At 62.1% G+C, this 12,608-nt stretch carries 10 protein-coding genes and 1 pseudogene; 6 read left to right on the top strand and 5 right to left on the bottom strand.

What is annotated here, in order from left to right; genetic code table 11:
• Positions 1 to 156: 156 nt before the first annotated feature.
• From RAD04_RS24535 to fabI, 5 genes and pseudogenes are all read left to right on the top strand, one after another.
• Positions 157 to 1,248 (top strand): AI-2E family transporter, encoded by a 1,092-nt coding sequence (locus tag RAD04_RS24535; protein ID WP_461625832.1) that lies wholly within the window; start codon positions 157 to 159, stop codon positions 1,246 to 1,248.
• Positions 1,249 to 1,312: 64 nt separating this feature from the next.
• Positions 1,313 to 3,535 (top strand): DUF3141 domain-containing protein, encoded by a 2,223-nt coding sequence (locus tag RAD04_RS24530; RefSeq protein ID WP_461625831.1) that lies wholly within the window; start codon positions 1,313 to 1,315, stop codon positions 3,533 to 3,535.
• Complete coding sequence (locus RAD04_RS24525) at positions 3,487 to 4,527, top strand: phosphate acetyltransferase (protein ID WP_461625830.1); 1,041 nt, start codon at positions 3,487 to 3,489, stop codon at positions 4,525 to 4,527. The genes RAD04_RS24530 and RAD04_RS24525 overlap by 49 nt, the downstream gene beginning before the upstream one ends.
• 5 nt (positions 4,528 to 4,532) lie before the next feature.
• Positions 4,533 to 5,748 (top strand): annotated as a pseudogene (locus tag RAD04_RS24520) (acetate/propionate family kinase).
• Positions 5,745 to 6,533 (top strand): enoyl-ACP reductase FabI, encoded by a 789-nt coding sequence (fabI, locus tag RAD04_RS24515; RefSeq protein WP_461625829.1) that lies wholly within the window; start codon positions 5,745 to 5,747, stop codon positions 6,531 to 6,533. The pseudogene RAD04_RS24520 and the gene fabI overlap by 4 nt, the downstream one beginning before the upstream one ends.
• Before the next feature lie 43 nt (positions 6,534 to 6,576).
• Here fabI and RAD04_RS24510 read toward each other — a convergent pair whose 3' ends face one another.
• The 5 genes from RAD04_RS24510 to RAD04_RS24490 form a co-directional block, all read right to left on the bottom strand.
• Positions 6,577 to 7,035: a MaoC family dehydratase gene (locus tag RAD04_RS24510; protein WP_461625828.1), complete on the bottom strand. Its 459-nt coding sequence runs from the start codon at positions 7,033 to 7,035 to the stop codon at positions 6,577 to 6,579.
• Between the two features lie 11 nt (positions 7,036 to 7,046).
• Positions 7,047 to 7,697, bottom strand: coding sequence for a 3-oxoacid CoA-transferase subunit B (locus RAD04_RS24505; RefSeq protein ID WP_461625827.1), 651 nt, complete (start codon positions 7,695 to 7,697; stop codon positions 7,047 to 7,049).
• A gap of 4 nt (positions 7,698 to 7,701) precedes the next feature.
• The gene (locus tag RAD04_RS24500; RefSeq protein ID WP_461625826.1) at positions 7,702 to 8,349 is read right to left on the bottom strand and encodes a CoA transferase subunit A; all 648 of its coding nucleotides are present in this window, start codon (positions 8,347 to 8,349) and stop codon (positions 7,702 to 7,704) included.
• Between the two features lie 99 nt (positions 8,350 to 8,448).
• On the bottom strand, positions 8,449 to 9,042 hold the full coding sequence (locus RAD04_RS24495; protein ID WP_461625825.1) for a hypothetical protein: 594 nt from the start codon (positions 9,040 to 9,042) through the stop codon (positions 8,449 to 8,451).
• Entirely contained in the window at positions 9,039 to 9,965 is a 927-nt protein-coding gene (locus tag RAD04_RS24490; RefSeq protein ID WP_461625824.1) for an alpha/beta fold hydrolase, read from the bottom strand. Before RAD04_RS24490 ends, RAD04_RS24495 begins: the two co-directional genes overlap by 4 nt.
• Positions 9,966 to 10,092: 127 nt before the next feature.
• Between RAD04_RS24490 and RAD04_RS24485 the strand changes: the two genes are divergently transcribed.
• Complete coding sequence (locus RAD04_RS24485; RefSeq protein ID WP_461625823.1) at positions 10,093 to 12,600, top strand: alpha/beta hydrolase; 2,508 nt, start codon at positions 10,093 to 10,095, stop codon at positions 12,598 to 12,600.
• Positions 12,601 to 12,608: the final 8 nt, after the last annotated feature.

Below are 12,608 nucleotides of genomic sequence, written 5' to 3'. Positions count from 1 at the left end.
TCGCGTCGCAATTGTTGAGCCGCTACGTGACCACGGCACCCGTCCCATCAGGCCGCCTTCAGTCCTTTGCTGGTTGATTTGGATCAAGCCTGCAGTCCCGGTCCGGCCGCTAGGCTTTCCGCATGGAGCCAATCAGCCGGGCGCAGGCCTCAGACCTTGAAGACACTTCGCCAACTTTTTTCCACCAGCGACGTCGTTCAGCTCGTGATCCGGCTCGGCTTGCTTGCGCTGCTGATCCTGTGGACGCTCCTGATCATCCGTCCCTTCGTGCCGATCCTGACCTGGAGCGCGGTGCTTGCCGTGGCGTTCTATCCGGTCTTCAGCTGGCTCGCGAAATGTCTGGGCGGCCGCCCGCGGACAGCGGCGGTGCTCCTCACCTTCACCATGCTCGGCATCGTCATCGGTCCGGCGGCCTGGCTCGGCCTCAGTGCGGTTGACGGGGTCAGGGAGCTCGCAGGGCAACTCGGCAGCGGCGATCTCGTGCTGCAGGCGGCGCCGGAGCGGATCAAGGACTGGCCGCTGGTCGGGCCGCAGCTCTACGATCTCTGGAATCAGGCCTACACCAACATCCGCGCGGCCGTGCGCGAGGTTGCGCCATATCTGAAGCCGATTGCCGGCATGATGCTGTCATTCGCAGGCAGCGCTGGCCTCGGCACGCTGAAATTCCTGATGTCGGTGCTGGTCGCCGGATTTCTCTTTCCATATGGTCCGCAGCTCGTCAGTGCGATCCGCGGCTTCCTGTTCCGAATCGTGCCGGAACAGAGCGAACATTTCCTCGAGCTGGCGGCTGGGACCATCCGGGCGGTGTCGCAAGGCGTCATCGGCGTCGCCATTATTCAGGCGCTGCTCGCCGGCATCGGATTCAAGCTTGCGGCCATCCCGAGCGCGGGGCTGCTCGCCGTCATTGTTCTGCTGCTGTCGATCGTGCAGCTCGGTGCGGCGATCGTCCTCATTCCGGTCGTCATCTGGATCTGGATGGACAAGGACGTCACCACGGCGCTGCTCCTGACCGTATTTCTCGTCATCGTCGGTCTTCTCGACAACATCCTGAAGCCGCTGGTCATGGGACGGGGCCTCTCCACGCCGGCGCTCGTCATTCTGATCGGAGTGATCGGTGGCACGCTCGCGCATGGGATCATCGGTCTGTTCATCGGACCGATCATTCTCTCGGTCGCCTGGGAACTCGCAGCGGCCTGGGTCCGCATCGACCGGGCGGTGCCGCCTGCGCAGCTTGTCGCTGACCGTTGACTTAAATCAACGTCTCGGCGATGGCGGCGCCGCTTGAATGCCTTGCGCGACGATGAGGTCGAACATGGCGATTGAAAATCTAAAGCTCCCCGATGGCCCGCTGTCTGGGTTGGTCGCTTCGGCCGTGGAATACATGGTCGATGCAGGACAGCGCAGCGTCCTCTTTTTGGACATCATGCGTCAGCGCGGCGATCAGTATCGCGAGCATGTCGCGCAAACCGCGCCGCATGTTCTGCAATATGCCGCTGAATTGATCACGGATGGCCGGAAGCTTGATGAGCCGGTCAACTATGCGCTGGTGCGCATCGTTCCGCCCAAGGACGTCGAAATCGACATGAGCCGGCGGCCATTCGTCGTGGTCGATCCGCGCGCCGGCCACGGTCCCGGAATCGGCGGCTTCAAGGCGGACAGCGAGATCGGCGTCGCGATGAGAGCGGGACATCCCTGCTACTTCATCGGGTTCCTGCCCGAGCCCGTGCCCGGCCAGACCATCGAGCGCATCGCGCGGGCGGAAGCGAAATTCATCGAGACCGTCATCGACCGCCATCCGGAAGCGGACGGCAAGCCCTGCGTGATCGGCAATTGCCAGGCCGGCTGGGCCGTCATGATTCTGGCATCGTTGCGACCTGAGCTATTTGGCCCTCTTATCATCGCCGGCGCGCCGCTTGCCTATTGGGCAGGCGTGCACGGCAAATATCCGATGCGATATTCTGGCGGCCTGTTGGGCGGAAGCTGGCTCACCGCGCTGACGAGTGATCTCGGCGCTGGCAAGTTCGACGGTGCCTGGCTGGTACAGAATTTCGAGAACCAGAACCCCTCGAATACGCTCTGGACCAAGCAGTACAACGTCTATTCCAAGGTCGATTCCGAGGCAGAACGTTACCTCGACTTCGAGCGCTGGTGGGGTGGGCACGTCAACCTCAATGCCGAGGAGATCCAGTTCATCGTCGATGAGCTGTTCATAGGCAACAATCTTGCCGCAGGCCGGATCGAGATGTCAGACGGGCAGAAAGTCGATCTGCGCAACATCCGCTCGCCGATCGTCGTTTTCTGCTCCCAGGGTGATAACGTCACCCCGCCTCAGCAAGCGCTGGGCTGGATCCTGGATTGCTATTCCAGTGTCGACGAGATCAGGGCCTACGGCCAAACCATCGTGTACACCGTTCATGAGAGCATCGGTCATCTCGGCATCTTCGTGTCCGGAGGGGTGGCCAAGAAGGAGCACGCGGAATTCTCCAGCAATATTGACCTTATCGACGTGCTGCCGCCTGGGCTCTATGAGGCCACTTTCGAGGCCCGCGGTAACGAGACACTCAACGCCGATCTTGCAGCAGGGCAATGGGTGATGCGTTGCGAAGCACGAACGCTGGACGACATCCGAGCGATGGGCGGCAATTCTCCAGAGGATGAGCGGCGATTTGCTGCTGCCAAGCGCGTCTCGGAGCTCAATCTCGCGGCTTATCAGAAGTTCTTGCGGCCCTTCGTGAAGGGCATGGTGACGCCGCAGCTCGCGGAATCGGCGCGCAATATGCATCCGCTCCGTCTGCAATATGAGCTCTTCAGCAGCCAAAATCCCTGGATGTCCACGATCAAGGCGGCTGCCGATCGGGTCGAGGATAAGCGTAAGCCGGTATCGAAAGACAATCCGTTCCTGGCGTTCCAGGAGCAGATGTCCAAGCAGATCGTCCATGCGCTGGATAGCTGGCGTGATGCGCAGGAAGCGCTGAGCGAGACAATCTTCCTGAACGTCTATGGCTCGCCGCTGCTTCAGGCCGCCGTAGGCATTGATCCTAACTCGGTACCGTCCCGCCGCCGCGAGATGTCCGCCGAGCATCAGGCGATGCTCGCGAAGCGAATTGCCGAGCTGAAGTCACACATCGAGGAGGGCGGCCTGCGCGAGGCGGCGATCCGGGCGCTGCTCTATGTCGGATCGGCGCGTGGCATGGTCGACGAACGCAGCATCGAGGCGCTGCGGCGGGTCCGGCGTGACCAAGCCGGCCCGCGGATGACGCTCGCCGAGTTCAAGATGCTGGTGCGCGAGCAGTTCTTCATGCTGCTGCTCGATCGCGGTGCCTCGCTCGCGGCCATCCCCAAGCTGTTGCCTGACGACATGAACCAGCGTCGCGCGGCCTTCGTCGCGATGCGCGAGGTGCTATCGGCAAGCGAAGACCTTACCGGCGAGCGCGCCAACCGCCTGAGGCAAGTTGCCGAGTTGTTTGGGCTGGAAGGGGAAAAAGAGTGGACGTCAAACGTCGCCCCTTTCGACCCCAAGGCCAAAGCGTCGTGACGCGCATTGGCGGAAGCGGGAGTGACAGGATGTTGACTGAGGCAACGGACGTTAAATCCGGCAGCAAGTATGATCGCTTGATAGCGGCGGCCAGGGCCGCGCCGCCGACGCCGACCGTGGTCGTGCACCCCTGTGACGAAACCTCGCTGCGCGGCGCCGTCGATAGCGCGAGCGCCGGCATCATTCGGCCAATCCTGGTTGGACCGGAGCGGAAGATCAAGGATACCGCCGCCAGATTCGATCTCGACGTATCCGGCTTCGAGATCGTCGATGCCGCTCATAGCGATGATGCCGCGGCCAAGGGCGTCGAGCTAATCCATGCCGCGCGGGGCGAGCTGCTGATGAAAGGCAGCCTGCATACCGACGAGCTGATGCGAGCGGTGACGGCCAAGGTTGGCGGCCTGCGGACCGACCGGCGTATCAGCCATGTCTTCGTCATGGACGTACCCGCCTATGCCGAGACCATCTTTGTGACGGATGCCGCCATCAACATCTTCCCCGATCTCGACGCCAAGCGTGACATCATCCAGAACGCGATCGATCTCTTCAACGACGCCGGCTTCGGCAAGACTCCGCGGGTTGCAATCCTGTCTGCGGTCGAGACGGTGACATCGAAAATCCCCTCGACGATCGAGGCCGCAGCGCTCTGCAAGATGGCCGATCGCGGCCAGATTGCCGGCGGCTTGCTCGACGGTCCGTTGGCCTTCGACAATGCCATTGACCCCGAGGCTGCGCGGATCAAGGGCATCACGTCCGAAGTTGCCGGCAGGGCCCAGATCCTCATGGTTCCGGATCTGGAGTCGGGCAATATGCTGGCCAAGAACCTGGCGTATTTCGCCAAGGCGGACGGCGCCGGCATCGTGCTCGGCGCCCGGGTGCCCGTCGTCCTGACCTCGCGCGCGGATTCTCCGCGGGCACGGATGGCCTCCTGTGCGGTGGCTGCGCTCTACGCTTACGCGCGGCGCCAAAAGGCGCCGACAGTTGCGGCTTGACGGCTATGGACACCATCCTCGTCGTCAACGCCGGCTCATCAAGCGTCAAGTTCCAGGTCTTTGTCGTCGAGGGCGAAGGCCGGCTTCTTCGGATGATCAAGGGCCAGGTGGAGGGTATCGGTAGCCGTCCGCGTCTGCGCGCGAACGGCGCTGGCGGCGATCCCATGGCCGACCGGGCCTATCCGATCGAGGCGATTCCTGACGTTCCGGCGGCAATGAGCGTGGCAGGCGAGTGGCTGCGGAGTGAGGTTCGTGTCAATCCTCTCGCCGTTGGGCACCGGGTGGTCCACGGTGGGCCGGACTATGAGCGGCCGGTTCTGGTCGATCATGGTGTGGTGTCGCGGCTAGAGCGGTTCGTTGCGCTAGCCCCATTGCACCAGCCGCACAATCTGGCCCCGATCCGTTCGATCCTCGCCAATTTCCCGACGGTGCCACAGGTCGCATGTTTCGACACTGCATTTCATCGCACGCATGGTCCACTGGCCGATCATTACGCGATCCCGCACCGGCTCCACGCCGAAGGCGTGCGGCGCTATGGTTTCCATGGACTCTCTTATGAATACATCTCCAGGAGCCTGCCGCAGATCGCGCCTGATATCGCAAAGCGCCGGGTGATCGTCGCCCATCTCGGCAGCGGTGCCTCGATGTGCGCCATGAAGGACGGACTGAGCGTCGAGAGCACGATGGGCTTCACGGCGCTCGACGGGCTGCCAATGGGCACACGCCCAGGCCAGCTCGATCCCGGAGTCGTATTGTACCTGATCTCGGAAAAGGGAATGACTGCCCCTGAGGTGCAGGAGTTCCTCTATCGCGATTGCGGCTTGAAGGGTCTCTCCGGCGTCAGCAACGACATGCGCGAGCTTGAGGCGAGCACCGATCCGCAAGCGAAGCTCGCGGTCGACTACTTCACCTATCGCATCGGCCTCAATGCCGGCATGCTTGCCGCCGCGCTTCAGGGCCTTGATGCCTTCGTCTTCACAGCCGGCATCGGCGAAAACTCGAGCGGCATCCGCGCGCGTGTGGCAGAGCAGCTCCGCTGGCTCGGCGTGACACTCGATGAGGCCGAGAACGCGCGCCATTCGAGCCTCATCTCGGCGAAGAACAGTCTCATTCCTGTCTATGTCATTCCGACGGACGAGGAGTTGATGATCGCGCAGCACACGTTGTCGCTGCTGATGAAACGGCCATTCGCGTAACACCAGACATAAGAGGGTGTCATGATTCCAGTATTTCCGGACAGCAAGGTCGCCCTTAAAGGCAAGAAGGGCCTGGTGGTCGGTATCGCCAACGATCAGTCAATCGCATGGGGTTGCGCCAGGGCTTTTCGGGCGCTCGGGGCTGATCTCGCCGTCACCTATCTGAATGACCGAGCCAAGAAGCATGTCGAGCCGCTGGCGCAGGCGCTGGAAGCGCCGATCTTCATCCCGCTCGACGTCATGGTCGAAGGCCAGACTGAAGCCGTGTTCGAGCGCATCAAGTCGGAGTGGGGACAGCTCGATTTCCTGCTGCATTCCATCGCCTTTTCGCCCAAGGAGGCGCTGCACGGCCGCGTCGTCGACGTTGGCCGCGACGGCTTCCTGAAGACCATGGACGTTTCCTGCTGGTCGTTCCTCCGGATGGCGCATCTTGCCGAACCCCTGATGAAGAACGGCGGCACGATGTTCACAATGACCTATTACGGCAGCCAGATGGTGGTGGAGAACTACAACATCATGGGCGTGGCGAAGGCAGCGCTCGAAGCCTCGGTTCGCTATGCTGCCGCTGAACTGGGTCCGAAAGGCATCCGTGTGCACGCGATCTCGCCGGGACCGCTTGCGACCCGCGCCGCGTCAGGCATTCCCGAATTCGATGAACTCATGGACAAGGCGCAGTCCAAGGCACCGTCGCGTAGTCTGGTCAGCATCGATGATGTCGGCAACGCCACCGCCTTTCTCGCACTCGACGGCGCCAAGCTGATCACCGGTGGTGTGCTTTATATCGATGGCGGGTATCACATCATCGACTGATCACGCATACGCGCTGCATGAGGCTGTTTCCGACATGTCGTGTTCAGCGATAGTGCAGGGCGATCAGCTCGGCGACGCAGGCGGGCTTCTTGCCGCCCTCGAGCTCGATCACGAGGTGATAGTTCACGCGCAGTCCGTCCGGCGGCACGTCCTCGGCTTCGGCGACCGTGACGCGGCCGCGTAGTCTTGAGCCCGCCGGCACCGGGGCGAGGTACCTGATCCGGTCAGCGCCGTAGTTCAGCGTGTTGCGAAGGCCCTTCAGGCCGATGACAGAGCGGATGAACAGCGGCGCCAGGGCAAGTGACAGCAGGCCATGAGCGATGGTTTTGCCGCCGGGCATCTCCTTGCTGGCACGTTCCTGGTCCACATGGATCCATTGTTCGTCGCAGGTCGCCTCGGCGAACTGGTTGATGCGCTCCTGGGTGATCTCGATCCAGTCGCTGGCGCCGATCTCGGTGCCGATAGTGGATTTGATCTCGTTGAAATCGCTGAATATGCGCATGATTGTTCTGCTCAAAGTCTCATTTCCGGGACGGTGTCAGGAATGGCCAGTTCGGCCTCGGTGACAGCCATGACCTCTCCGACACTGATGCCGGGCGCCGTTTCCAGGAGGGTCGCCTTGCCACCAGGGAAGCCGATCACGGCCATGTCGGTCACGACAAGGTGGACGGGCCGCGCCGAGGTCAACGGCAGCGAGCATTTTGCCACGATCTTCGACTTGCCCTTGGCCGCGTGCTGCATGGCGACGATGACGCGCTTGGCGCCGCTGACGAGATCCATGGCGCCGCCCATGCCCGGCACCATCTTACCGGGGATCATCCAGTTGGCGAGATGGCCATGCGCGTCGACCTGAAGCCCGCCGAGCACCGTGACATCGACATGACCGCCGCGGATCAGCCCGAAGGACATCGCACTGTCGAAGGTCGAGGCACCCGGCAACGCGCTGATGGGACGCCCGCCGGCGTCAGTGAGCGTCGGATGAGCCATGCCCTGCTCGGGAATCGGCCCTGTGCCGATCAGCCCGTTCTCCGACTGGAAGAATACCTTCAGATCTGATGGCACGTAGTTTGCGACCAGGGTCGGAATGCCGATGCCGAGATTGACGAGATTGCCGGCCTTCAGCTCCTTGGCTACCCGTCGGGCGATGATGATCTGGGGATCCATGATGTCACCCGTTGGTGATGAGATAGTCGACGAGCGGCGCAGGGGTGACGACGTGATCGGGCGCAATCACGCCAACGGGCACGATATGCTCGGCCGTCACGATGACGGTGTCGGCCGCCATCGCCATGACCGGGTTGAAATTGCGCGAGGTGAGCGCGTAGGAGAGGTTGCCGAGATAATCGGCGAGGAAGGCGTGGACGAGCGCGAACTGGGCGCGCAGCGCCGTCTCCAGCAGGAAGGGCTTGCCGTCGATCTCGATCTGACGCTTGCCTTCGGCGACCAGTGTCCCGACGCCCGTGGGCGTCAGCACGCCGCCGAGACCGCATCCGCCGGCGCGGATGCGCTCGACGAAGGTGCCTTGCGGAACAAGATCGACAGCGATCAGGTTCGCCAGCATCTGCTGCTGCGCCTTCGGATTGAGACCGATATGCGTTGCGGTCAGCTTCGACACGAGAGCCTGATCGAACAGCTTGCCGACGCCCTTGCCGGGCGTTGCAGCGTCGTTGGAGACCAGGGTCAACCCTGTCTTCTTCTGACGCACGACTTCGTCGAGCAGGCGCTCCGGTGTCCCGACGCCCATGAAGCCGCCGACCATAACGCTGGCGCCCGCCGGAATCATCGCAACGGCTTCTTCGACGGAAACGGCCTTCATGCTTGATACTCCGGGGTCGGCCGACGATGTCAGAAGGCGGATGTTGGCGCCGGGCGACTCTCTTCCTTTGATCTGCGTCAAGACTCCCGGTCATTCCGATCAGGATGCCTCGATACCGATGTTCGCTAGTGTTTCGCGCCAGAGCTTGCGAACGCTGGCATGACGTTGCTCGAGGATAGCACTCACCGCTTCCCGATGCGGCGCAAGGTCCGTGCCCTTGAGGAACAGAATTTGGGCCTGGAGCAGCCGGCCGCTCTCGAACTCGATTCGCCGCAGCGCCATCACAAAGGGATCCTGCGCATTGGCCTCGGTCGGGAGCAGCGCGGCCGGCCGGATACCGGCGTGCACGGCATGGGCAAGCGTCGCAAGGTGAACCGCCTGGGCGAGGCGACGGTCCGGGATTTCGTCGATCGGGGCGGGCAACCAGGCGGTCTCCCAGGACGCAACCATGTACCCCAGGGCCAAATCCGGCACCCAGGTTGTGGCGCGCATCAGCAGCGAAACAATCTCGGTCTCGCGATAGAACTGCGCATTCAATTCGGTCTGCCACGCCGCGTCGAGACTTGCAGGCAGCGTGAAGGCGAATTGCCGGGCGAGGGCGCCATGCGCCGAGATCAGGAAGGCCGCGATCCGCGTCTGCTGCGCCGGTGGGACACGTGCGTCGGAGTCTAGCGGGCCGAGGAATCCGCTCATGCCAGCGCTCGCTTGACCGGGATGGCGCGCAGGTGATCGTAACCGTCAGGGAACGGTGTCAGCTCGCCGCCGGGCTCCTCGGGTGCGACCCATACGGCTTGATTGCCTTGCCAGCGGCCGGCCAGCACATCGTCGGCAAAGCGCGCGAGAAGATCGGCCGTCAGCGCGCCTTTCTCCAGTGTGAAAGCGTGATACGCCTTGGGAATGATCACCAGCGAGCTGTTCGGGATCTCAACCCGCAGGGTCTCGTGCAGATGACGCGGGGTCAGAAAATCGAACTCGCCATTGAGGATCATGGTCGGAGCCGAGATCGCTGACAGGCGCGGCGTTAGCGGTTGGAAGTCGAGAAAGGACTCCATCAGATTTTGAAGCGCGTAGACATCGTTCACCAGCCAGCCCTGGCGCTTGACGCTGTCGAGCTTGTCCAACAATGGCTTCAACCACTGGTCGGACAGGTTCATAGGCAGCAGCAAATCCTGGAGATAGCCTGTCCCTCCCAGGATCAGGCCGGTCCGCAGGGCGTTGCCGAGAAGCAAAAGCTGCGGCGTCAGCTCGGCGAAGCAGCTCATCGGCACCAGTCCGGACAGCCGCTGCCCATGCTCGATCGCATAACGGAGCGCGATCAGGCCGCCGAAGCTGATGCCGCTCAGGAAGACCGGCCCCTCGCCAAGCGCTTCAATCAGAAGCCTGAGCGCGGCAACCTGGTCGTCCTGACTGATAAATAGCGTCGGTTTGTCGGAGACCCCTTGACCGAGGAGATCGAAGGTTGCGACGCGAAAGCCTCGTGTCAGCAGCGCCTCGCGATAGGCGCCCCATAGCTCCGAATATTGTGTCAGTCCGTTGACGAAAACATAGGCCGGCGCTCTCGCCGGCCCATCGAGCTCGTAGCGTATTCGATACGAGCCGTGATTGAGAAAGGGCATCGCACAAGACTACCGACATCGCTGGCTACGATGCTCAACTGTCGCGAGCGGATTCCATTGAGCTAGATCAAAGATCCCCGTTGCGACCTTCCTAGCGTTTCAACAACTGTTCAGGGAGGAATCCGTCATGTCCGCGACCGGTTTCGTGAAACGTTGCTCCGTCGGCCTGATTGTACTGCTGGTCGGCACCGCTCTGGCAGTTGCACAACCCTTCACGCGCCGCTCGTCGCAGGTGCAGCATGACGGGCTGAAGAAGACCTACGAGATCGCCAACTTCCGCCTTGGCGGCAAGTACGACCTTTCCAATCCCTCCAAGTGGGAGAATGGCGGCGAGGGTGGTGTCACGCTCGAGTCCCTCGGCGCCGGCAAGTTGCGAACGGCCTACATCGCCATCGGCAACGCGCGACGCAACGCCGCAGGCGAGATTACCAATGCCGTCGTGATCAACTCCTATTATTCCGGTGATTCCACCGACATGTACGAGCAGTGGGTCAAGGGCGCTGCCTTGTCGGGGGGCGTCCCGATCATCGGTTCGGGACGGCCGATCGATACAGACCGCTATTATGTCATCATGGTCGATCCGCTCGGCACCTGGGGCGCCAGCAAGCCGTCCGATGGGCTCGGCATCAAGTTTCCGCAATACAGCTACTACGACATGGTGCAGGCGAACTATCGTCTGCTGCGCGACGAACTGAAGGTCGCGCGCGTTGCATTGGTCACCGGCGTGTCCATGGGCGGTACGCAGACCTATGTCTGGGGCGTCATGCATCCCGAATATGTCAGCGCCTTGATGCCGATCGGTGGCACGACGCAGTCGGATGGAGAGGATCCCGTCGGCAATTGGACGTTCCAGATGATGACGGCCGCGATCCAGGGCGATCCGGTCTGGCAAGAGACCAAGGGCGACTATTACAAGCTACCCAAGGAAAAGCATCCGGTGCCGGGTGTCGCGTTCGGCTGGTCGATCCTTGGCATGACCGGTTATGACTTCGCATTCCGCACAACCCAGAACTGGGGCGCCGTGCAGCCCGAAATCTTCTACTGGGATCCGCCGAACGAGAAGGCCGGTTTGAACGTCATCAATCGCGCCAAGCTCTATGACGCGGTCGATCTCGTCTGGCGGAACCGGGTTGGCGAGACCCACAACGTCAATCCCTATCTCGGCCGCATCCAGGCGCGCACGCTGGTGATGCACATCACCAACGATCTCTGGCTCAACTTCAAGTTGGCGCAGCAGGCGGTCGATCGCGTGCCCGGCGCGGACCTGATCGCGCAGGAAAGCCCGGTCGCGCATTACGGCGTGTTCCCGATCATCAACCAGCGCAAGAACGATCCGAAATTCGTCGCTTTCATGGACGACGTTGCAAGCCTCGATCGCGCGCAGAAATTCGCCGACAAGAACTATCGCGTGCCCGGCGTTGCCGAGAAGATCGATCCGGAAAAATCCTTCTGGAAGGATTTTGTGACATATCCCTATCCGGTCAAATTCTCCAACGCCAAGGACAAGAGCGGCAAATCCTGGCAGATCGGCTACATGGATGAATACAACGGCACCGACAGAGACCCGAAGGTGCTGGTCATCATCCACGGCAAGGGCGCCTTCGGCGGCCACTACGGCAACATCATGCAATATGCGCTGCGGAGCGGGGTGCGCGTGATCGTGCCCGACCTGCCGCATTATGGGATGTCCGGGCCAGGCAATCTCGACAAGAGCCCGGCGCGCACCATGCAGGACATGCGCGAGGTGATCTACGACCTCGTCGTCAACCAGCTCGGCGTGAAGAAGGCGGTGTATCTTGGCCACTCGCTGGGCGGTCAGTTCGTGATGGGCTATGCCCTGACCTGGCCCGACGCCGTGCAGGCGCTTGCGCTCGAAGCCCCCTCGGGCCTCGAGGAATATCCGCGCGACATCACGATCGCCAAGGACAAGAAGGCAAAGCTGTTCGACCCGGATCTCGGCCGCGATTTCGACAAGTGGAAGTCGGTCTGGGATCAGACTGGCATTCTCGCCGCTGAGAAGGCGCGCGACGAGCAGGGTGTCCGCGATTTCTTCTATTTCAAGAAGCGTGACCCGAACACCGGCGCAGTGTCGGCGGCGAAGAGCGGGTATTTCTACAGTGACAGTGAATATGCCCGCTTCCACACCGATCAGCGCGTTGGCCTCATCAGGGGTAACCCGAAGGAGCTCGATCAATGGTGCAACGTCTTCATTTTCGACATCTATACCATCGGGGCTGAGCTCCAGCAGGACGACCCGAAGAACCTCTACGAGCGGCTCACGCAGATGAAGGCGCCGATCTTCCTGGCCTTCGGCGACAAGGAGCCGTTCATCCCGACGCCCGCTTTCAACGGGCTGACCGATCTCGGTCGCGACGTGATCTCGCCGTTCATGACGCGGATGACCAATGCCGGCAACCGACCAATCCTCAAGATCTACCCGGAAACAGGGCACTTTATTCACACCGATAATCCGGTGGAGTTCTCGGTGGACGTCGTGGATTTCGTAACCAAGGGCAGCATCGACACGTCTTCGCCGGCGAGCATCGACCGCATGATCAAGGGAGCTGTGGTGTCTGCTCTGCCGGTGGCGCCGACTCCTCCCGGAGCCGCGCCCACCGCCGGCTTGAACAAGTAGAGCCGCAC

This window comes from Bradyrhizobium sp. 25ACV (genome assembly GCF_054863005.1).
The sequence above is the reverse complement of the archived record's forward strand: the minus strand, read 5'-3'. Positions and strand labels throughout refer to the sequence as shown.

Excerpts from the sequence above, each read along its gene's own strand:
- RAD04_RS24530 (WP_461625831.1), top strand. The coding sequence starts at position 1,313 with ATGGCGATTGAAAATCTAAAGCTCCCCGATGGCCCGCTGTCTGGGTTG.
- fabI (WP_461625829.1), top strand. The coding sequence starts at position 5,745 with ATGATTCCAGTATTTCCGGACAGCAAGGTCGCCCTTAAAGGCAAGAAG.
- RAD04_RS24510 (WP_461625828.1), bottom strand. The coding sequence starts at position 7,035 with ATGCGCATATTCAGCGATTTCAACGAGATCAAATCCACTATCGGCACC.
- RAD04_RS24505 (WP_461625827.1), bottom strand. The coding sequence starts at position 7,697 with ATGGATCCCCAGATCATCATCGCCCGACGGGTAGCCAAGGAGCTGAAG.
- RAD04_RS24500 (WP_461625826.1), bottom strand. The coding sequence starts at position 8,349 with ATGAAGGCCGTTTCCGTCGAAGAAGCCGTTGCGATGATTCCGGCGGGC.
- RAD04_RS24495 (WP_461625825.1), bottom strand. The coding sequence starts at position 9,042 with ATGAGCGGATTCCTCGGCCCGCTAGACTCCGACGCACGTGTCCCACCG.
- RAD04_RS24490 (WP_461625824.1), bottom strand. The coding sequence starts at position 9,965 with ATGCCCTTTCTCAATCACGGCTCGTATCGAATACGCTACGAGCTCGAT.
- RAD04_RS24485 (WP_461625823.1), top strand. The coding sequence starts at position 10,093 with ATGTCCGCGACCGGTTTCGTGAAACGTTGCTCCGTCGGCCTGATTGTA.